22 protein-coding genes and 3 tRNA genes are annotated in these 19,865 nt (G+C 59.7%); 16 read left to right on the forward strand and 9 right to left on the reverse strand.

The window, feature by feature from the left end; translation table 11 throughout:
- Window positions 1-4: 4 nt before the first annotated feature.
- Entirely contained in the window at window positions 5-385 is a 381-nt protein-coding gene (locus tag JJQ76_RS07795) for a hypothetical protein (RefSeq protein ID WP_210396208.1), read from the reverse strand.
- Between the two features lie 514 nt (window positions 386-899).
- Complete coding sequence (gene nhaD, locus JJQ76_RS07800; protein ID WP_210396209.1) at window positions 900-2,324, reverse strand: sodium:proton antiporter NhaD; 1,425 nt, start codon at window positions 2,322-2,324, stop codon at window positions 900-902.
- A gap of 114 nt (window positions 2,325-2,438) precedes the next feature.
- Between nhaD and JJQ76_RS07805 the strand changes: the two genes are divergently transcribed.
- The gene (locus tag JJQ76_RS07805; RefSeq protein WP_210396210.1) at window positions 2,439-2,717 is read left to right on the forward strand and encodes a peptidylprolyl isomerase; all 279 of its coding nucleotides are present in this window, start codon (window positions 2,439-2,441) and stop codon (window positions 2,715-2,717) included.
- A gap of 138 nt (window positions 2,718-2,855) precedes the next feature.
- Entirely contained in the window at window positions 2,856-3,203 is a 348-nt protein-coding gene (gene hpf, locus JJQ76_RS07810; RefSeq protein ID WP_210396211.1) for a ribosome hibernation-promoting factor, HPF/YfiA family, read from the forward strand.
- A gap of 79 nt (window positions 3,204-3,282) precedes the next feature.
- On the opposite strand, the gene yaaA is transcribed toward hpf, so the two are convergent.
- The 3 genes from yaaA to JJQ76_RS07825 form a co-directional block, all read right to left on the reverse strand.
- Window positions 3,283-4,062: a peroxide stress protein YaaA gene (yaaA, locus tag JJQ76_RS07815; protein ID WP_210396212.1), complete on the reverse strand. Its 780-nt coding sequence runs from the start codon at window positions 4,060-4,062 to the stop codon at window positions 3,283-3,285.
- 65 nt (window positions 4,063-4,127) lie between these two features.
- Window positions 4,128-4,361: a DUF2789 domain-containing protein gene (locus tag JJQ76_RS07820; RefSeq protein WP_210396213.1), complete on the reverse strand. Its 234-nt coding sequence runs from the start codon at window positions 4,359-4,361 to the stop codon at window positions 4,128-4,130.
- An 87-nt stretch (window positions 4,362-4,448) separates the two neighbouring features.
- Complete coding sequence (locus JJQ76_RS07825; RefSeq protein WP_210396214.1) at window positions 4,449-4,736, reverse strand: hypothetical protein; 288 nt, start codon at window positions 4,734-4,736, stop codon at window positions 4,449-4,451.
- Window positions 4,737-4,908: 172 nt separating this feature from the next.
- Between JJQ76_RS07825 and JJQ76_RS07830 the strand changes: the two genes are divergently transcribed.
- From JJQ76_RS07830 to JJQ76_RS07840, 3 genes are read left to right on the forward strand one after another with little or no spacing between them, the layout of a single operon-like run.
- The gene (locus JJQ76_RS07830; protein WP_210396215.1) at window positions 4,909-6,186 is read left to right on the forward strand and encodes a tryptophan--tRNA ligase; all 1,278 of its coding nucleotides are present in this window, start codon (window positions 4,909-4,911) and stop codon (window positions 6,184-6,186) included.
- Window positions 6,187-6,230: 44 nt separating this feature from the next.
- Entirely contained in the window at window positions 6,231-7,088 is an 858-nt protein-coding gene (locus tag JJQ76_RS07835; RefSeq protein ID WP_210396216.1) for a sulfurtransferase, read from the forward strand.
- A gap of 23 nt (window positions 7,089-7,111) precedes the next feature.
- Window positions 7,112-7,717, forward strand: coding sequence for a nucleoside deaminase (locus tag JJQ76_RS07840; RefSeq protein ID WP_210396217.1), 606 nt, complete (start codon window positions 7,112-7,114; stop codon window positions 7,715-7,717).
- Between the two features lie 352 nt (window positions 7,718-8,069).
- Here the strand turns inward: JJQ76_RS07840 and znuA are convergent, their stop codons facing one another.
- Window positions 8,070-8,996 carry a zinc ABC transporter substrate-binding protein ZnuA gene (znuA, locus tag JJQ76_RS07845; protein ID WP_210396218.1) on the reverse strand — a complete coding sequence of 309 codons (927 nt, stop codon included), beginning with the start codon at window positions 8,994-8,996 and terminating at the stop codon, window positions 8,070-8,072.
- A gap of 152 nt (window positions 8,997-9,148) precedes the next feature.
- Between znuA and gltX the strand changes: the two genes are divergently transcribed.
- Window positions 9,149-10,639 carry a glutamate--tRNA ligase gene (gene gltX, locus JJQ76_RS07850; RefSeq protein WP_210396219.1) on the forward strand — a complete coding sequence of 497 codons (1,491 nt, stop codon included), beginning with the start codon at window positions 9,149-9,151 and terminating at the stop codon, window positions 10,637-10,639.
- A gap of 60 nt (window positions 10,640-10,699) precedes the next feature.
- On the opposite strand, the gene JJQ76_RS07855 is transcribed toward gltX, so the two are convergent.
- Window positions 10,700-11,050 (reverse strand): hypothetical protein, encoded by a 351-nt coding sequence (locus JJQ76_RS07855; RefSeq protein ID WP_210396220.1) that lies wholly within the window; start codon window positions 11,048-11,050, stop codon window positions 10,700-10,702.
- A gap of 260 nt (window positions 11,051-11,310) precedes the next feature.
- Here JJQ76_RS07855 and JJQ76_RS07860 point away from each other — a divergent pair.
- The 5 genes from JJQ76_RS07860 to JJQ76_RS07880 all read left to right on the forward strand — a co-directional run bounded on the left by JJQ76_RS07860 (window position 11,311) and on the right by JJQ76_RS07880 (window position 13,417).
- Window positions 11,311-11,386, forward strand: a tRNA-Ala gene (locus tag JJQ76_RS07860).
- 36 nt (window positions 11,387-11,422) lie between these two features.
- Window positions 11,423-11,498, forward strand: a tRNA-Glu gene (locus tag JJQ76_RS07865).
- A gap of 29 nt (window positions 11,499-11,527) precedes the next feature.
- Window positions 11,528-11,603 (forward strand) — tRNA-Ala (locus JJQ76_RS07870).
- 176 nt (window positions 11,604-11,779) lie between these two features.
- Window positions 11,780-12,418 (forward strand): 5,6-dimethylbenzimidazole synthase, encoded by a 639-nt coding sequence (gene bluB / locus JJQ76_RS07875; RefSeq protein WP_210396221.1) that lies wholly within the window; start codon window positions 11,780-11,782, stop codon window positions 12,416-12,418.
- Window positions 12,419-12,580: 162 nt separating this feature from the next.
- On the forward strand, window positions 12,581-13,417 hold the full coding sequence (locus tag JJQ76_RS07880) for a 23S rRNA (adenine(2030)-N(6))-methyltransferase RlmJ (RefSeq protein WP_210396222.1): 837 nt from the start codon (window positions 12,581-12,583) through the stop codon (window positions 13,415-13,417).
- A 37-nt stretch (window positions 13,418-13,454) separates the two neighbouring features.
- Here the strand turns inward: JJQ76_RS07880 and JJQ76_RS07885 are convergent, their stop codons facing one another.
- Window positions 13,455-14,144 (reverse strand): hypothetical protein, encoded by a 690-nt coding sequence (locus JJQ76_RS07885; RefSeq protein ID WP_210396223.1) that lies wholly within the window; start codon window positions 14,142-14,144, stop codon window positions 13,455-13,457.
- A 93-nt stretch (window positions 14,145-14,237) separates the two neighbouring features.
- On the reverse strand, window positions 14,238-15,086 hold the full coding sequence (locus tag JJQ76_RS07890) for a DUF2971 domain-containing protein (protein WP_210396224.1): 849 nt from the start codon (window positions 15,084-15,086) through the stop codon (window positions 14,238-14,240).
- Window positions 15,087-15,205: 119 nt separating this feature from the next.
- Here JJQ76_RS07890 and JJQ76_RS07895 point away from each other — a divergent pair, with 119 nt between their 5' ends.
- The 5 genes from JJQ76_RS07895 to JJQ76_RS07915 all read left to right on the forward strand — a co-directional run bounded on the left by JJQ76_RS07895 (window position 15,206) and on the right by JJQ76_RS07915 (window position 19,864).
- Window positions 15,206-15,592, forward strand: coding sequence for a DUF3302 domain-containing protein (locus JJQ76_RS07895; protein ID WP_343232496.1), 387 nt, complete (start codon window positions 15,206-15,208; stop codon window positions 15,590-15,592).
- Between the two features lie 6 nt (window positions 15,593-15,598).
- Entirely contained in the window at window positions 15,599-16,552 is a 954-nt protein-coding gene (locus JJQ76_RS07900; RefSeq protein ID WP_210396225.1) for an HlyD family secretion protein, read from the forward strand.
- A gap of 76 nt (window positions 16,553-16,628) precedes the next feature.
- On the forward strand, window positions 16,629-17,114 hold the full coding sequence (locus tag JJQ76_RS07905; RefSeq protein ID WP_210396226.1) for a DUF1499 domain-containing protein: 486 nt from the start codon (window positions 16,629-16,631) through the stop codon (window positions 17,112-17,114).
- A gap of 115 nt (window positions 17,115-17,229) precedes the next feature.
- A complete protein-coding gene (locus tag JJQ76_RS07910) occupies window positions 17,230-18,624 on the forward strand; it encodes an efflux transporter outer membrane subunit (RefSeq protein WP_210396227.1) in 1,395 nt (464 codons plus the stop codon).
- Window positions 18,617-19,864, forward strand: coding sequence for an efflux RND transporter periplasmic adaptor subunit (locus tag JJQ76_RS07915; RefSeq protein ID WP_210396228.1), 1,248 nt, complete (start codon window positions 18,617-18,619; stop codon window positions 19,862-19,864). Before JJQ76_RS07910 ends, JJQ76_RS07915 begins: the two co-directional genes overlap by 8 nt.
- Window position 19,865 lies beyond the last annotated feature (1 nt).

A 19,865-nucleotide genomic window follows, 5' to 3' on the forward strand; every position in this document is an offset into this window, starting at 1 on the left:
CGCTTTACTCACACCAAACATATAAATTACCCACTTCGCTATCGCTGCTTACCTTACCAAAAAACAAATATACCGCTGTTTCAGCGCTGTGGTTTTCCGAACAGTCCAGAGCGACTTGAGCCTTATATTGTTCTGGCGATACACACTCAAATGTGCCCTTGTTTTTTTTGCTGTGCTCAAACAATGAGGCTGTACATTTTATTCCTTTCGGACTGCGCCATACTTCCTTTGAAATATATCCCTTACCTTTAATATCAACTGGAAGGACAAACTTTCCAAGAGACTCACCAATATCTCTTCTTTCAACATGAATACTCTTCACGACACCAGCGGGAACGTGAATACTCAAACCGACTAACATTAACAACAGTAATCGAGATCTCATGATGCTCCTTGCGTATAACAGCTTATTCTTGAACGAGCGTATTGATACTCTAAATACAGGTTAGCAAACGCTGAAAAGATCAAGAAATTTGAGAAAACCTGTCATCTTTCTCCGATGAAAACAAGCATGCACATATGGCTTGGTGGGGTCGCGCAGCATCTCAACGCCCGCCGCCCCTAACACACTGTTCATGCAGAATTTGGTGTGAGCTTTCCAGAGCAAACCGTGCAGTCGGTGTTAACAAAACGAGCGCTTTTTCCAATACCGTCCAGATATGCTGTATTCCAGCCATCAGTACAGCCTATCTAAGCACTCACTCATTACTCTCAAAGTCAGCTTTGGGGCCAAGAGCGGTCATATTGGCCCATCTTCCAGCGCGGCTGACGGGGCGGCTGGGGATATTGGCCAACTAGGCACTCACCATTTCGGGGCAAGATTCTCCAAGCCGTGTTCTCATTCTGCGCGGGACCTCCGAGGTCACCCCATCGTGACCTGATAGCGCTCGAGACATCGGTCAGTGAAACAGCGATGCATTGAGCCACAGGTGCACCCACACGCTAGCCGCATAGCCAACGGCTACGGCTGGGGCCCATTTCAGGTGGCCGAAGAAAGTGTAGATGCCGCGGGCCTGCCCCATCAGCGCGACCCCCGCAGCGGAACCCACAGACAGCAGACTGCCGCCGACGCCGGCGGTAAGGGTGATCAGCAGCCACTGGCCGTGGGACATGGCCGGGTCCATGGTCAGCACGGCGAACATCACCGGAATGTTATCCACCACCGCCGACAACAGGCCGAGTGCAACGTTGGCGCTGGTGGCGTCCCATTGGGTGTAGAGCAGGTCCGACAGCATCGCCAGATAGCCCATAAAGCCGAGCCCGCCGACGCACATGATGACCCCGTAGAAGAACAGCAGGGTGTCCCACTCCGAACGCGCCACACGATTAAATACGTCAAACGGCACCACGCTGCCGAGGCGTTGCAGCCGTTCCTGATCGCCGGCTGCTTCTGCGGCTGCGCGCTTTTTCTCCAGCGAGCGGGGCAGGGTCATCCGCAAGAAATAGCCGAAGAACTGCAGGTACCCCAGGCCGGCCATCATGCCCAGTACCGGCGGCAGGTGCAGCAAGGTGTGGCAGCTGACCGCGGTGGCGATGGACAGCAGGAACAGCCCCAGAATCCGGCGAGCGCCACGTTTCAGTTCGACCGCTTCGTTGAGGCCGCCGGGTACCCGGCGCGGAATGGCCAGGGTCATCAACGCGGCCGGGACAATAAAGTTGACCAGCGACGGCAGGAACAGGTCAAAGAATTCGATAAAGGTGACTTTGCCCGCCTGCCACACCATCAGCGTGGTGATGTCGCCAAAGGGGCTGAAGGCGCCGCCGGCGTTGGCCGCCACCACGATGTTGATGCAGGCCAGGTTGATAAAGCGGTTATCCCCCTCGGCCACTTTCATCACCACGGCACACATCAGCAGGGCGGTGGTCAGGTTGTCGGCGATAGGCGAGATAAAAAACGCCAGAAAGCCGGTGAGCCAGAACAGGGTGCGATAGCTGAAGCCTTTCTTTACCATCCACGCCCTCAGGGCATCGAACACCCGTCGTTCCTCCAGCGCGTTGATATAGGTCATCGCCACCAGCAGGAACAGCATCAGCTCGGAAAACTCCAGCAGGGTGTGTTTGTAGGCCTCTTCCACCGGGCCGCTGAGCCCTTGCTGGATGTAGTACCAGCCGATCAGCGCCCAGATGATCCCCGCTGCCACCAGCACCGGCTTGGATTTGCGCATGTGGATCTTCTCTTCCAGCATCACGACCAGATAGGCGATGACGAAGATGATCAGGCAGGTGATGCCAACACCGGTGGCGGTAAGATTGAGCGGACCGGTGGCAGCGTGGGCGGTGACGGGAGCAAAGAGGACAACGAGCAGCAGCAGTGGTTTGAGCATTGAAGGCTTCCTTGGAAACGTCCGATGTTGTTGATTCAGTGTAGATAGAGCGGCGACATCTGGCTATCGCCAAAAGTGGTACGTAGACTTGTACCTTGAGATGAGGACAACAGGATGGCATTTGCACTGGTACGCCATATATTGGTGAAAACCGCTGCCGAAGCGGAGAAACTCAAACAGCAGCTGGCCAAAGGGGCCGATTTTGGCGTTTTGGCCAGAAAGCACTCCCTCTGTCCTTCAAAAAAGCGCGGTGGCGACCTGGGTGAGGTGCGTCCGGGGCAGATGGTGAGGTCGGTTGATCGGGTGATATTCACCAAACCCCTGCGCCAGGTGCAGGGACCGGTAAAAAGTTCTTTTGGTTATCATTTGATCGAAGTGATTTATCGCGGCTGAAGGTTATCGAGAGCTGTTTTGATCCGGATCATGGGTCTATGCTGATAGGGTCAACGGACCGGTTGAATGCTTCCCTTATCGGCGTATAAGGAAAGTGTGTTTCCCCCAATCTGCAGTGTCCTGCAGTAAGGATCTAAGATGAATGTCAGTATCAACAACCGTCACGGTAAAGTGTCTCCCGCTGTTCAGGAAAAAGTCGAAGCATGGCTGCAAGATTGTCAGGAGCGTTTCGGCGAGATCAGCTCTGCGCAGGTAATCATGGAACAATCCGAACGTCAGGATGAAGTCGAAGCAACCCTGCATATCAAGGGTAAGGATGTGTTCGCCAAGGCATCCGGCGACAATCTCTACGTGGCTTTCGACGCCATGAGCGACAAGATCGACCGCCAGCTGAGTAAGATTAAAGACAAGCTGACTCACAAAAAGGGTACACCCAAGCCCGCCGTGATGGAGGACGAGGAACCGCTGGACGCAGAAGCCGTCTGATTGGAAACCTCGACCAAGTAAAAAGGCCCCAATGGGGCCTTTTTTTGTTTCATTGTGGGTCGGGTGTCCGCGCGAAGGCTCAGTTATCGGTGTGGTCGCGTAAGAACACCCAGGTATCGGCATCTGACTGGGCTGGGGCGTAGTAGTACCCCTCGCTATCAAACCCTTTCAGTGCCTCGGCGTCGGTAATGCGATGATCGATTGCGTAGCGGGCCATCAGGCCGCGCGCTTTCTTGGCGTAGAAGCTGATGATCTTGTACTGTCCATTTTTCTGGTCCTTGAACACCGGGGTGACCAGGCGCGCGTTGAGCGACTTGGGTTGCACGCTCTTAAAGTATTCGTTGGAGGCCAGATTAACCAGGGTATCGATCTGCTGCTGTTGCAATAGCTGGTTGAGAGCCTCTGTGATCTGCTCGCCCCAGTAGGCGTAGAGGTCCTTGCCGGCGGGGTTGGCCAGCCTGGTGCCCATCTCCAGCCGATAGGGTTGCATCAAATCCAGGGGCCGCAGCAAGCCGTAAAGCCCTGACAGAATGCGCAGATGCTGCTGGGCGAACGTGAGCCCAGCGGCATCAAGCGACGGTGCATCCAGCCCGGTATACACATCCCCCTTGAACGCCAGTAGCGCCTGCTTGGCATTGTCGGTAGTGAACGGGCGTTGCCACTGGCCGAAGCGGGCGGCATTCAGTGTTGCCAGCTTGTCGCTCAATTTCATCAAAGTGGCGATCTGCTGCGGCGGGTATTCACGCAGTTGCTTGATCAGGGCTTCCGCCTGATCGAGAAAATCCGGTTGGGTCGCTTGATCGGTGGTAGGTGGCGTATCGAAATCGAGAGTCTTGGCGGGTGAAATCAGTATCAGCATTGGTGGTCCTGAAGCAAACAAGCGGGCAGTAGTCAGCCTACTGCCCGCACGATAAAGATCAAGGATTAACTGTGTAGCCGGGTGTTCAGCTCGTCGACCACCTCGGTCCAGTCCGAATCCTGCTCCAGTGCTTCAGCAATAAAACGCGCCTGACTGGGGCTCCAGTAGGCGTGATCCTGCAGCGCTTCAGGTGAGTTTTTCATCCGGTGATGAGCGATAAACTCGTCAATCGAGTGGCTGTCGCTCGGAAGCCCCAATTGCTCAAATAGCGTGCTCAGGGTGTGAGTGCTGGTATCCATAGCCCCTCCTGCGTTGGTGGTGTAGCGAAAACTCGTCAGCAGTATAGTTGACTATTAGGGTAGGAAATAGTGCCCGCCAGTATCGATTTATCGCTGAGCGGCTTTCCAGCGGTGGCGAACCAGCATGGCCAGCACACTCCCTACCGGAACCAACAAGGCCAGCAGCAGCGGGTGCTGCAGCGGAATCTGCAGCTGCACTGCCAGATAGCTCACCGCGCCGGCAAACAGCAGGCCGCAAAAGCAGATCAGAACCGCGGTAGAAAAGTTGGCCGCCAGCGCCAAAGGCTTGGAGCTGGGGCTGGTTTTGAGCAGATAGATAAACGCGACGACGAAGGTCAGAACGATTATCCATGAGCCGAGGGATTCGAGTTCCACGTGGTGCCTCTGCGGGTGTTGCCTGGGGGATGGCAGGTGCGGCCCGGCGGATTTACGCCGTCCGGGCCGCACCCGAAAACCGATACTGTAGGCAGGTTGGCGGCGCGTGGCAACGGCGAGCGCAATTCCGTATCATAGCGGCCTTGATTCGACAGGATAGCCAGACAGTTCCATGAGCAAAACACGCGTTCTTACCGGTATTACCACCACGGGCACCCCGCATCTTGGCAACTATGTGGGGGCCATTCGCCCGGCCATTGCGGCCAGTCAGGATTCCAGCCTGGAATCGTTCTTCTTTCTGGCCGATCTGCATGCGCTGATCAAATGCCATGACCCGGAGCGGGTGGCGCGCTCGCGCCAGGAGATTGCCGCGACCTGGATCGCGCTGGGACTGAATACCGACAACGCCACTTTTTACCGCCAGTCCGATGTACCGGAGATCTCCGAGCTGAGCTGGATCCTTACCTGTCTCTGCTCCAAGGGGCTGATGAATCGGGCCCATGCCTACAAAGCCGCACTGGATGCCAACCGCGACGCCGGCAAAGAGGACCTTGATGACGGCGTCACCATGGGCCTCTACAGCTATCCGATCCTGATGGCGGCGGACATTCTGATGTTCAACGGTCAGCAGATCCCGGTGGGCAAGGACCAGATTCAACATATCGAAATGGCGCGCGATGTGGCCGGCCGCTTCAACCATACCTATCGCGAGCTGTTTACCCTGCCCGAAGCGATGGTGGAGGAGGAGCCGCTGACCATCCCCGGCCTCGACGGCCGCAAGATGAGCAAAAGCTACGACAATACTATTCCGCTGTTCTGCACGGCCGACCAGTTGCGTAAGCTGATCAATCAGATCGTTACCGACTCGCGCCAGCCGGGTGAGCCGAAAGATCCGGACAGCAGCACCTTGTTCGAACTCTACAGTCTGTTCGCCAGGCCCGAAGAAACCGCGGCTTACCGCCAGCGCTTCCTCGATGGTATCGCCTGGGGTGATGCCAAAACCGAGCTGTTCGAAACCCTCAACGCCTATCTGGAGCAGCCGCGTCAGCGTTACAACGAATTGATGGACGACCTGGGCAGTTTGGAGCGTGAGCTGCAGAAGGGCGGCGAGCGTGCCCGTGCCTACGCCGCGCCACTGCTGCAGCAGGTCAAGCAAGCCGTGGGAATCAGTGCGCTGGATGCCACGGCCAGCTTCGGTGGTGAAACCAAGCAAAAGAAAGAAGCCAGTGCTGAGCAGATAGCCCGTGCTGAAGCGGGCCGTCGACGCGCGATCATGATGCAGGTGCAGCCGCTGCTGGATCAGGTGGCCGCGGCAGCTGATAAAACAGTGGCCGCCGCCGAAGTGGTGGTAGCCAAGGAAGCGGAAATTGCCGGGCTGAAAAAGAAAGCCAAGCAGAAGGCGGAAAATGAACTTCAGGTGCTCCGCGAGGAGCTGGCACCCTACCTGTAAAGCAGCCGTGAAAACCGGCGCAGGGATCTAGACCGGGAGAGCCTATGGAATACCGCACACTGATCGATGTTGACTCACTCCGGGCCTTACTGGATCAGGCCTCTGTGGTGGTGTTGGACTGTCGTTTCAATCTCGCTGATCCGGGCGCTGGCCGTGCGGCGTATCTGGCCGGGCATATTCCCGCGGCGCGCTTTGCGGACCTTGACGCTGATCTCTCTTCACCGGTGACCCCAACTAGCGGAAGGCATCCACTGCCGGATCCGACCCTGCTGGCACAGCGACTCGCGTCCTGGGGAATCGACGCCGACACCCAGGTGGTGGTGTACGACGATATGGGCGGCGCCATGGCGGCGCGGGCCTGGTGGTTGCTGCGCTGGCTCGGTCACGAGTCGGTGGCGCTGCTGGATGGCGGCTTGCCTGCCTGGCAACAGGCCGGCCTGCCGCTCGAACAGAGCGAGCCTGAGCCTGAAGCCAGATTTTTCGATATGCGCCTGCGTTTCAACGCCGTGCTTGACAGCGAGTCGGTAGCCGCACGGCAACAAGCCGGTGAAGGGCTGCTGGTCGATGCGCGGGCCCCGGAGCGTTATCGTGGTGAAGTGGAGCCGATCGATCCCGTCGCCGGTCATGTACCGGGGGCGCTCAACCGACCGCTCAATCTTAATCTGGATGATAACGGGCGATTCAAGCCGGCCGCGCAGCTGGCTGAGGAGTGGCGCGCGCTGATCGGCGCTACCGAACCGTCAGCACTGGTGATGATGTGTGGCTCGGGTGTGACCGCTTGCCATAACCTGCTGGCGTTGGAGCATGCGGGCCTGTCCGGCGCGCGGCTCTATGCCGGTTCCTGGAGCGAATGGATTCGCGATCCGGCACGGCCGGTGGCTACGGGCGACGAGTCCGCCTAACCCACTCGGTCAGGAGAACAGCGATGAACTGCTGCAGTGACGATCAACGATTCCCCCAGCTCTCGTTATGCTTGCCCGATTGGGTTGAGGCGGTGCTGCCCCCGGTTGACCACCGCTTTGAAACACTGGAAGAGCGGATGGCGCTGGTGATCGCACTGGCGCGGCGTAACGTCGAGGAGGGCAGTGGTGGCCCGTTTGGTGCGGCGATATTCGAACGTGACAGCGGCAAGCTGGTCGCCCCCGGGGTCAATCTGGTGGTGTCGTCCTGCTGGAGCGGTTGGCACGCCGAGATGGTCGCTACGGCGATGGCGCAACAGTTGCTGGGGACCCATGATCTGGGAGCTGAGGGGCTGCCTGCCTACGAGTTGGTGGCCAGTACCGAACCCTGCGCCATGTGTTTTGGTGCCACCCCCTGGTCCGGCGTGCGGCGTCTGCTTTGCGGCGCGCGGGATGCCGACGCCCGCGCGATCGGCTTTGACGAAGGGCCCAAACCGATGGATTGGCGCGGGGCGCTGGCAGCGCGTGGTATTGAGGTGGTGGTCGATCTGCTGCGCGATGACGCACGAGCGGTCTTGCATCAATACCAGCGCCAGGGCGGCCCTATCTATAACGGTCGAGCCGGCGACTGAGACCTGTCATTGGTCGTTACTCCACCCTGTTTTGCTATCGGCATTGCCGCTCTGTCAGCTTCTGAACCTGCTGCGGTTGGAGCACCAGCCGGGGGTGCCGGTTTTTTTGCGGTGAAACGGCAAAGGACGGTGCGGAGCGGACATTGTCCGACCGGTCATATCCAGTGAAGAAGCAAAAAAATGCCCCGCTTCGGGGGCGGGGCAAATGGAAGGAGAAGATGCAAACCAAAAAACAAATCTGGGGTTCAAGTAATAGGACTCTGGCGGGTAGTTTTCGGTTCCCATATTGTAGAAAAAAATTTAATCTCTGTTAAAACAATCATTTGATGTTGCCTTGCGCCCGTTAGTGCGGTTACCCTGGTGTCAGGCAACGACCAAACGCCGCTGCCAGGTTTTGCAGCAGGGCAGGGTAGCTGTCGGCATCGGCACCCAGTGGATCCAGTTCGTCGCGACCCACGTTCAGGCCATCGGTCACCGCGGTCACCAGGGATGAGCGAAACTGAGGCTCGGCAAACACACATACCGCATTGGCGCTTTCCAGTTCGGCCCTGATGGCCTGCAGATGGCGGGCCCCGGGCGCCCGTTCCGGGCTGAGGGTGAACGCACCCAGGTGGTTCAGTCCGTAGTGGTTTTCAAACGGGGCGTAGGCATCATGAAACACAAAGTAGCCGCGCCCCGCCAGCGGCTCAAGTTGGGCGCGCAGCTGCTGGTCGGTAGCACGAACCTCGGCGATAAAACGGGCTAGCGCCTCGCGGTAATGTTTGGCGTTGTCGGGGTCCAGCTGCCTCAAACGTTGCTCTATCTGCCCGGCGATGGTGATGGCGGCTTCCGGATCCAGCCACAGGTGTGGATTGTCATCGCCGTGCGGGGCTTCTTCATCTCCGTGCCCGTGCCCGTGCCCGTGCCCGTGCCCATGCCCATGCCCATGCTCCCCATGGTGGCCCTGATTGATGGGCGTTGCGGTATCGCTCAGCTGCAGCAGGTTGACGTTTGCCGGCAGCGATGTCAGCGCTTTACCCAGAAAACTTTCCATGGTCGGCCCCACCCAGATTACCAGGTCGGCGTCGTTGAGGCGGCGCAGGTCTGAGGGGCGCAGTTGATAATCATGGGGTGATGCACCGTTGGGTAGCAGCGCAACGCTCTGGTTTGGCTCGGGAAGCAGGGCATTGGCAATTAACTGTAGTGGCTTGATGGTGGTGACAACGGTCACCGCGTGGCTGCTGGTGGTGTGAATTGCAAGGCCGAACAGGGTGAACAGGGCGAGTGTTATTTTGCGCATAATGAGTGGTTGAGGTTATCCGCTGATAAGGAAGGGAAGCAATGTAATGTTATAGTGTAACATTTGCAAGCCTTTGCGGTGGCCTAGGCGATGAGGTCGCCGAGCCGCTATAATGCGCTCTTTTTCCTACCCCTTCGCCAAGCGAGAGACTGATGACCGTTCGTACCCGTATTGCCCCGTCGCCCACCGGTGATCCCCATGTCGGCACCGCCTACATCGCACTGTTCAATCTGGCCTTCGCGCGTCAGCACGGTGGTCAGTTTATTCTGCGCATTGAGGATACCGATCAGGCACGCAGCACCGCCGCATCTGAGCAGATGATTCTCGACTCCCTGCGCTGGCTGGGGTTGGAATGGGATGAAGGCCCGGATGTCGGAGGCGACTGTGGGCCCTATCGGCAGAGCGAGCGACGTGACATCTATGCCAAGCACGCCCAAGAGCTGCTGGACAAAGGTCATGCGTTCCGCTGTTTCTGCAGTTCCGAGCGCCTGGACGAGCTGCGCAAGGAGCAGATGGCCAACAAGCAGACGCCCGGGTATGACGGTCACTGCCTGCACCTGTCCGAGCAGGAGGTCGCTGATCGGGTCGCTGCCGGCGAATCCCACGTGGTGCGGATGAAAGTGCCGAGCGAAGGCGTGTGCGTGGTCGATGATATGCTGCGCGAGCCGATCGAGATCGATTGGGCGCAGGTGGATATGCAGGTGCTGGTCAAGGCGGACGGTATGCCTACCTACCACCTCGCTAATGTGGTTGACGATCACCTGATGAAGATCACCCACGTGATCCGCGGCGAAGAGTGGATCAACTCGGCGCCCAAGCATCTGCTGCTTTACAAGTACTTCGGTTGGGAAGCACCGGTGTTATGTCACATGCCGCTGCTGCGCAACCCTGACAAGAGCAAGCTGAGCAAGCGCAAGAACCCCACCAGCATCATTTACTACCAGCGCATGGGCTACATGGCAGAAGCGCTGGTCAACTACCTCGGCCGCATGGGCTGGTCGATGCCGGACGAGCGGGAGAAATTTTCACTGACGGAGATGTTCGAGAATTTTGACATTACCCGGGTTTCCCTCGGCGGGCCGATCTTCGATCAGGATAAGCTGAGCTGGCTTAACGGCCTGTGGATTCGTGAAGAGCTGACGCCGGAAGCGTTCGCTGACGCGGTCAAGGCCTGGGCGCTGAACCGCGATTACCTGATGCCGGTGGTGCCGTTGATTCAGCCGCGGGTGGACAAGTTCTCGGATGTGATTCCGTTGGCGGGATTCTTCCTGTCAGGAATGCTCGAACTCAACGAGTCCGATTTCGAGCACAAGAGCCTGGAGCGGGATCAGGTGCGTCAGGTACTGCAGTTTGCCCTGTGGCAGCTTGAGGCGACGCGGCAGTGGGATAAGGACAGCATCTTCCAGGGCTTGGGTGCGGTGGCCAAGGCGATGGATATCAAGATTCGTGACTTCCTGGCACCGCTGTTCGTGGCCATCTCCGGCAGCTCGGCGTCGGTGTCGGTGATCGACTCGATGGCTATTCTGGGGCCGGATATTGCCCGCGCCAGAGTGCGTCATGCGCTCAATACTCTGGGGGGCGCTTCCAAGAAAGAGGCCAAGCGCTGGGAAAAAGAGTTCAAAGCTCTGGCGACAGTTGCCTAGCCGCGGATTGGCACAGACTGAAAAGGGGCCCAACGGCCCCTTTTTAGTGTCCGGTACCGATCAGCCGTCCCGGCTCAGCTCAATGTAGCCGTTGACCCCTTCCATAGTCATCTGTGCGTGTTCGCTGCTGATCACGCGAACGCGCACGAAGGCGCGAGGGTCGTTGGGCTGGCTGATGGCTACCTGGTCGGCATCGGTATTGAACCGCAGCTGCTGGTGGTGAATGGTACCTTCGCCCATCTTCAGGTAATCCGGACCGAACTCCACTTCACCGATATCGAGCACCATGCCCTGGGATACCAGTTGTCCCTCCCAGCGCCCCTCCAGCGGGCCCGGCTCATGACGGCACCCCAGCGTGCTGACCAGAGCTATCGCTACTGCGGGTATGGTGATGGAAGTCATAAAATTCATAAGGTTACTCGGTGTGCTGGTGATCGGGGCGGATTCTAGAGCTGAACCTGGCACGATTCGTTGACCCGGGTCAGGAGAACGATTGTTAGCTGATCGAGCGATCAATAATGGTATGCCGTGAGGGATGGACTGGCTCGCGGCGAGGCTGGCGGGGTCACATTGGCAGGTGCAGCGAGCCTGCTCAAAAGCGTTAAAAATTTTTCCACAAAGCCCTTGATAGCGTCAGGGCCGGTCGATAGAATACGCCCACGTTTTGCAGAGGGGCCTTAGCTCAGCTGGGAGAGCGCAACACTGGCAGTGTTGAGGTCAGCGGTTCGATCCCGCTAGGCTCCACCAAACCCTTCGGGTTTGGCCGCGCAAAACGAATCCAGCGTCCCATTCGTCTAGTGGCCTAGGACACCGCCCTTTCACGGCGGTAACAGGGGTTCGAACCCCCTATGGGACGCCATCTCTTTTCTGCTTTCGCGGAAATGATGTGGGGCCTTAGCTCAGCTGGGAGAGCGCAACACTGGCAGTGTTGAGGTCAGCGGTTCGATCCCGCTAGGCTCCACCAATCTCTTTCATTTTGCCGCTTTGCTTTTGCCTCTCCATTGGCACGTACGTCTTTGTTTACGCTATCTCGGCTATCTCGGCTATCTCGGCTATCTCGGCTATCTCGGCTATCTCGGCTATCTGGGTACTCCTCAGCCCGCGCTATAATGGCGCCTATTTACCATCAGGGATGCCAGTTTGATCATTAATGAACAAGAGCGGGACGCCGTCTACAAGACCATCTTTAACCGCCGTGACGTACGCGGTGAGTTTTTGCCAGATCCGGTCCCGGACGATGTGATCCGCCGTATTCTGGTTGCGGCCCATCATGCGCCGAGTGTCGGCTTTATGCAGCCTTGGGACTTTGTGCTGGTCAGTGATGTCGAGGTTAAGCGGCGGGTGAAGGCCGGTTTTGAAGAGGCCCATCGCGAGGCGGCAGGATTGTTCGATGACGAGCGCCGGGCGGTATATCAGCAGCTCAAGCTGGAAGGTATCACCGAGGCGCCGCTGGGAATCTGCATCACCTGCGACCGCGCGCGTACCGGCCCGGTGGTGATCGGGCGGACCGCCAATCCGGAGATGGATCTGTACAGTTCGGTGTGTGCGGTACAAAACCTGTGGCTGGCGGCGCGGGCGGAAAATCTGGGCGTTGGCTGGGTTAGTATCATTCATCATGACCGCTTGCGCGAGGCGTTAGGCATCCCCCAGCATATCGTGCCGATCGCCTATCTGTGTGTCGGTTATGTGTCCCGCTTTCACGAGCGCCCGGAGCTCGAAAAAGCCGGCTGGCTGCCGCGCATGGAGCTTGCTGACCTGATTCACCGGAACCAGTGGTGATGCTGCGTCACAGGTGTCGGCCCGGTGAGTAGCAGTCCGTTCTGACACAAAATCGATTACACTGCCCCGGATGCAGCTGTCGGCACATCTGTAACTGCATTTTAATTATCATCGCTGCCGATGCAGATCGGCAGTCTCTGCCCCCCATCGAGTTCTGTTGTCATGCTGAGTTATCGCCACGGCTTTCATGCCGGAAACCACGCTGATGTGTTGAAGCACCTGGTGCTGGTGCGTTGTCTGCAATATCTGGTGCAAAAACCGAAGCCGGTCTGTTATCTGGATACCCACGCCGGAGGCGGGGCGTATTCGCTCGCCGATGCGCGGGCGCAGAAGACCGGCGAGTACCGTGATGGCATCGGCCGGTTATGGCAGTGCGATCACCTTCCGTCCCCGCTGCAGGCCTATCATGACCAGGTGGCGATATTTTGCGGTGCCAGTCTGGATGCCTATCCCGGTTCACCCGTGCTGGCTGCGCAGCTGCTGCGCGATGTCGATCGACTACTGCTGAACGAGTTGCACAGTTCCGAGCAGCAGGTGCTCAAACAGCGCTTTGCTGCCGATCGTCGGGTGAGGGTTATCGAAGGGGACGGTTATGTCGGCGGGCTGGCCGCGCTGCCGCCGAAAGAGCGTCGCGGTCTGGTACTGATCGATCCTCCGTACGAGATCAAGAGCGATTATGAACGGGTGGTGAAGTGGTTGAAGGACGCCCATCGTCGCTTTGCTACCGGTATTTATGCGCTCTGGTATCCGGTGGTCGATCGGGCGCGTATCGACCGCTTACAGCAGGCGATAAAGGCGAGCGGCATTGCCCGCATCGATCTGTATGAACTCTGTGTGGCGCCGGACACTTCGCCCGGCATGGGCGGCAGCGGTATGGTGGTGATCAACCCGCCATGGCAGTTACGTGCGGAGATGGAGATAACTTTGCCCTGGCTGGCCGAGAGGCTGGCGCCGGAGGGCGGAGGTCGTTACCGGATTGTCGAACTGGCAGGCGAATAAGCGCACCTTGCTGCCCGCCTGCCGCGTTGATTCGTGCCTACATCACCGGACGGGGTGCTGTACCTTCGGGGGTGAGTGGCGGGGGAATGATCCCCGGATTGGCTTTCTCCACAGCGGGCATGCGCTGGCATAGCACCGGTGCTGGCTCGCGAGAGCCTCCTGAGGTCGGCGCGCAGACGATCACATCGGTTCGCTCATTGCTGCGGCTGCTGCGGGCGATCTCTGCCTGGTAGTAGTAACGGATCTCTTCTCGCAATGGTTCCTGTAGCATCTTTACCAGATTTTCTACCGCTCGGGCGTAGTTCCCGTTGGTGCTGTTCGGGTCATCGCCCTGATTGATGGCGTTGATGCAAAGGTAGAATGCGGCATCGCGAAACAGCTGCAGGGTGTGGGCGCGTTGGTAGAGCCGTTGCACATTTTCAGTGCGGCCGCTGGCCAAGGGGAGAGCTTGCCCGGACGGGGAGGTTTCCGCGGCCCGCAGCGCGTCGGCGATGGCGCGGGAAACTGTTTCTGCGGCTTCGGCAGGGGGCTCGGCACAGAGCTGTCCGGTGGTGATATTGGTCAACAGCAGACGGCGGTCCGGAGTGAGGGTCAGGGTGCCGATCTCGCCTCGCAGTTCGCCGGCTTGGGCAGCAGCGGGGTTGACTGACGCTTGTTTCAGCCCCTGCAGCGTTTGACAGCCGCTCAGCAGCAGCGCGGAAGCGAGAAAAACGATGGCGCGTAACATGGTAACTCCTGCAAATGGATAGGACCCGGGTAGATGTCGGCCCGGACAGCTGGCGCACCCATTATACGGCGTTGGGTTGGGCAGGACCTAGGGCTAGCGTCCCCGATAGGGGATCTTGCAGTAGAGGATGCCCGCCGGAGGTTCGATACCGCGTCGCTGCAGGTAGAGGCCGAGGGATTGCATCGACAGCGCCGCGTGGGGGGTTGGACCGAGATACACCTGATCGAGAGGCAGCGGTTGACCGGGCCCGGCAAGCTGAAGTTCGACGTAGGGCACCAGCATGGAGCGGCCTTCACGAAATTTGAGACCGGGATGGGAGCCTTCGGCAGCTATGGAGGTGACCAGTCGCCACTCGGCCTCCTCCGCGAAGGCAGGGTGTTTGAGCAATGCGGCGGTATGCAGCAGATCCTCTTCCGCGGAGCGGAACAGAGCTTCGTAGTCGCCGCCGTGGTTATCCTCGGCCAGCTGCTCCAGGTTATCCAGTAGCGCTTCGATCAGCTGGCGCTGCTGCTCCGGCGCGTAGATGCAACGGCCGATGCGAAAGCCCTGCTCGGTGGCGGCCTTGATCAGGGTGTCCGGCCGAAACCCGAGGCTGACCCCTTTGCCCAGAGAGCTGTAGCCTCGCCACTGGGACAGCAGGTTGCCGTTGGCACGAAAGGAGGCACCCAGCAGCAGATGGTCGCGGCTGATACCGCGCGACAACCACTCCTGAAACTGGGCCAGTAAGGCGACATTGCCGCTGCCCTCGTCGATGCGTCGGTGGCTCTGCTCCAGAATGAGCTCGGTGGTGTGGCGGATTTCGGCCGAGTCGTTGAGGTAGCGCACGTCGCTGGCCCAGATGGCGCCGCTCTCAACGATACCGGACAGGCCCTGCAGCGAGGTGTAATGAAACAGGGTTTCGTCGGGGCGGTTGGCGTAAAGCTGGGCGTTGAGATTGCGCATGGCAGGGCACCAAAACGGATGTTGCGGGTAGCCTAGTCCAGATTCGTGGCGTTGAGATTACAATCCGCACTAAGAGGCCGTTGCCGGTTTAGTTGGCAAACCGTGATGCAGGTGCGACTATGCTGCATTATCTGGATACCACCAGCATGGAGGGAACGTTGATGCTGGAATATGTGGCATTGGGGATGCTGATCTTTGTCGGCATTACGCTGTTTTACGGGGTGATCGTGATCCACGATATCCCCTACGAAATCGCCGTACATCGACACCATCCTCATCAGGATGCGATTCACGTGGCAGGCTGGGTGAGTCTGTTTACGTTGCATGTGTTGTGGCCCTTTTTGTGGATCTGGGCGACGCTCTATCGCGCCGATCGCGGCTGGGGGTTTTCAACCGATGGTGCCGATTCCACCGGAGAGGTAGAGGTGTTGCGCCAGGAGGTTGCCGAGCTGCGCGAGCAGCTGGAGCAACTGGCGGCATCTCACGCCCAACGAGAAGAGGGATAACATCGCATGGATTTGCTGCTGATCCTGACCTATACCGCGATCTGTGTGGCCGTATTCAAGGCCTTCAAAATCCCGCTCAATAAATGGACCGTTCCTACCGCCGTGCTTGGGGGCATTGTGCTGATCGGCTCGTTGGTCTTCCTAATGAACTACAACCACCCGTTTTCGGAAATGACACGGCGATACTTTGTGACCGTGCCGATGGTACCCGACGTGAGCGGGCGGGTCATTGAGGTGGCCGCGCAACCCAATCAACCGCTGACCGCTGGCGATCTGATTTTCAGAATCGATCCGCAGCCTTTTCAGCAGAAGGTGACCAGCCTTGAGGCCCGTGTGGATGCGGCGCTTAAAGACCTCAATCGTGCCCGTGACCTGGTGGCGCGCAAGCTGGGGCGGCAGATCGATCTTGATCAGGCTGAAGAGGACTATATAGACCTCAGTGCGCAGCTGGATAGTGCCCGCTTCGATCTGGCCAATACCGAGTATCGGGCGCCCACCGATGGCTATGTTACCCAGCTGGTGATCCGCCCCGGGGTTCGTGCCGTATCCTTACCACTACGACCGGTCGGGGTGTTTGTGCCGGCCGAGAGTCAGTATGTGGTCGGCTGGTTTCGTCAGAACAGCATTCAGCGCTTGATCGAGGGGGCTGATGCGGAAGTGCTGTTTGACGGCATCCCGGGCGTGGTCTTCAGCGCGGTCGTTGAAAGTGTGCTGCCGGCCATGGGGCAGGGCCAGACCATGGCCGATGGCCGCATGCTGGACCAGAGCACCGCGCTGGTGCCGGGGCGTGTGGCGGTCCGGCTGCGGATCACCGACTCGCGCATCGACCAGTACCAGCTCCCGGGCGGGGCGTACGGCCAGTCCGCTATATATACCGATCACTTCACTCACGTGGCGGTGATGCGTAAGATCTTGCTGCGTATGGCCAGCTGGATGAACTATCTGTTTCCCTTCCATTGAGTGCACTCCGGGGGCTGATCGGTCAGCAAGCAGGAGGCCTCCAGATCGGGAGGCCTTTTACGTTTAACGGGGAAGAATGATGAAGTTGCTCCATATTCTGGCGGTTGCCGTTGGTGGCTCGTTGCTGGCGTTGGTGGTAATGCTGGTGTTCAAGGCTCAAGCCTCGAAAGAGGGGCAGGCGCCGGGTATGTACGCCGGCCAGTTGAGTCCATGCTCCAGCAAGCCCAATTGTGTTCGTAGTGAAGCGGGAACCCCTGCGGATAAGCGGGTCGCGCCGCTGCCGGTAGCAACTTCGCCTGAAGCCGCCTGGCAGCAGCTGGCGGCTGCGATCGAGTCCACCGGAGGGGTTGTGGTTGGTCGCAACGACGACTACCTGGCCGCGACCTATACCAGCGCGCTGTTTGGCTTTGTCGACGACCTGGAGGCCCGCCTCGATCCCGCTGCCGGGGTGATTCAGCTGCGCTCCGCGTCTCGCCAAGGGCATAGCGATCTGGGTGCTAATCGGACTCGTGTAGAACGCTTGCGGCAGCAGTATCTTACTGCCGGTCAGGGGGCACGCTGATGTCTGTAAAGCTATGTAAAAAGGGGTGTAAAACCTGACCCCGCTGGCTACTATTGGTTTCCGGTCGCGGTACCCTGCCGCTGTCTGAAGGTCGTTATTGAGTCGTGGATACCCGTTGCGTAGGTTACTGATCACATCACTGTTGCTGCTCGGAGGCTGCAGCGTCTGGGCACCGGTTGAGGTGGCGCCCGAATCGCCGTTGCCGGGCGCGCCTGCGTGGCAGCAACCCCACATAGCCGATGCCATGGAGCCGGTGGCGGAGCCCTGGCTGCAGCATTTTGCCGATAGCCGGCTGGAGGCGTTGGTCAGCGAAGCACTGGCGTCCAACCCGACTCTGCGGGTGGCGGAGTTCCAGTTGCGTGAGAGCCGTTTTGCTGCCGATGTGGCGGGGGCAGCGGAGCAACCGTCGCTTGATGCCAACTTTCAGGGCGGGCGCGCCCGGCGTGCCGGCACCAGCAGTGACAGCTTTAGTGCCGGACTGAACGCCGCGTGGGAACTGGATCTGTGGCAGCGTTTGTCGCGGGCGGCGCAGGCGGCGGTCACCGATCGTGACGCCCTGGCGGCAGACCTGCGTGCAGCGCGTTTATCGTTGGCGGCGAATGTCGCCAAAGGCTGGTTTCTGGCGGTGGAGGCCCGGCAGCAGCAGCAGTTAAGTGAGCGGCTGGTGGCGAATCTGGAGCAAAGCCTGGAGGTACTGGAGAGCGGTTATCGTGCTGGTCTGGTTGCGGCGCTGGATATCCATCTGGCGCGCGCCAACCTGGCTACGGAGCGCAGCCGCTTGGCGGACCGGCGCAGCGCGGTGGGAGACCGTTTGCGCGAGCTGGAAACGCTGCTGGGGCGCTATCCCGGGCGGGCGCTGGTGGTCGATGCTCAACTACCGCCATTGCCGCCGGCGGTGCCGGTGGGGCTGCCCTCGCAGCTGCTGGCGCGCCGGGCAGATATTCGCGCCGCGGAGCTGCGACTGGTGGCGGCTGGCCTGCGTCAGGACGCCGCCCATGCCGACCGCTTTCCGCGGATCAGCCTTACCGGATCGCTGGGCGGCAGCAGTGACGAACTGGGCCAGCTACTGAGCGGTGACAGCCTGGTGTGGTCGTTGTTTGGCAACCTTGCCCAGCCGCTGTTTGACGGCGGTCGGCTTGAGGCGCTGGAGGGGCAGGCCGCGTCGCGTTTTGAACAGGCGCAGGAGCGTTACCGCGCCACCCTGTTGCAGGCTTTCAGTGAGGTAGAGGGCGCGCTGGAACAGGAGTCCGAACTGCGTAATCTGGTGGCCTCGCTGGCGCTGGGGGTTGCGGAGTCCGATCTGGCGGAGCAACTGGCCTATGAACAGTATCGCCGCGGGCTGGTCGATATTGTAACGGTGCTGGAAGCGCAACGCCGAGCGTTTAATGCGCGCAGTGCCTACATTGCGGCGCGCAACCGCCAGTTGCAGACGCGCATCAATCTTCATCTGGCGCTGGGCGGGGACTTTGCCGCGGCTCCATCACAGCAGACGGGTAACACCGATGACTAACCTTACTCCGCCTCTCTGGCAACGTTTACTGCTCCCCTTGCTGGTTCTCGGGCTCTGTCTGGCGGTGGTGTATTACCTGGTCAACAACAAGCCCAAGGCCGAGCGCGGGCGCTCGGTCCAGCAGCCGGTGGTCAGTGTGGAAGCGATGCGCCTGCAGCCAACCCGGTTCCAGGTGGAACTCGATTCATTCGGGGTGGTTCAGCCGCGAACCGAAAGCCGCTTGATCCCGCAGATCTCCGGTCAGGTTGTCGCCATCTCCGAGCGTTTCCGCGCGGGCGCTTTTTTTGAGGCGGGCGAGGTTCTGGTGGAGATCGACGACCGCGATTACCGAGCCGAATTGGAGATCGCCAAAGCACAGCTGGTGGAGGCGCAACTGCGGTTGAGTGAAGAGCAGGCCCGTGCCCGTCAGGCGCAGCGCGATTGGGAGCGGCTGGGTGACGGAGATGCCGGCGACCTGGTGCTACGGCGACCGCAGGTGGCGGCGGCGCAGGCGGCCATCGCCTCGGCTCGGGCACGGCTGACCACGGCGGAGCTCAATCTGGAAAGGACCAAGATCAAGGCCCCCTACGCCGGGCGGGTGCTGACCAAGTTGGTGGATGTGGGTCAGGTGGTAACCCCCAGCACAGAGCTGGCCTCTGTCTATGCCGTGGATTACGTCGAGGTGCGCCTGCCGCTCAAGAGCCGTCAATTGCAGTATATCGACCTGCCGGAGCAGTACCGTGACGGAGGCGTCAGCAGCGCTAACCAGCCCGAGGTGATGCTGGAAGCGACGCTGGGTAATCGGCTCTACCGTTGGGCTGGGCGGGTGGTGAGGGTCGAGGGCGCGATCGATCAGGCCACCCGGCAACTCTATGTGGTAGCGCAGGTGGATGACCCCTATGGTCGCAACGAGCGCGGTAACCCACCGTTAAAAATCGGCCAGTTCGTGCGCGCCCGCATTACCGGCGAGCAGATTGACGGGGTGTTCGTGCTGCCCCGTGGCGCCGTTCGACAAGACAACCGCGTGTTGCTGGTGGAGCAGGGGCGTTTGCAGGCGCGCGCGGTTAAGCCGGTCTGGTTTGACGAGCACTATGTGGTCGTGGCCGAGGGACTCAAAGGGGGCGATATCCTCAGCCTGACGCCGCTGGGTACCGGTGCCGAAGGCGCGCTGGTGAAGGCAACGGTTGACGGGCAGCCGCTGGTGCAGCAGGCCCAGAAGCCTGCAGTAGCGCCGGTTGCCACAACCGACCCGGCCGGTTAAG

The organism is Motiliproteus sediminis (assembly GCF_017912535.1).
Taxonomy (GTDB): domain Bacteria; phylum Pseudomonadota; class Gammaproteobacteria; order Pseudomonadales; family Balneatricaceae; genus Motiliproteus; species Motiliproteus sediminis.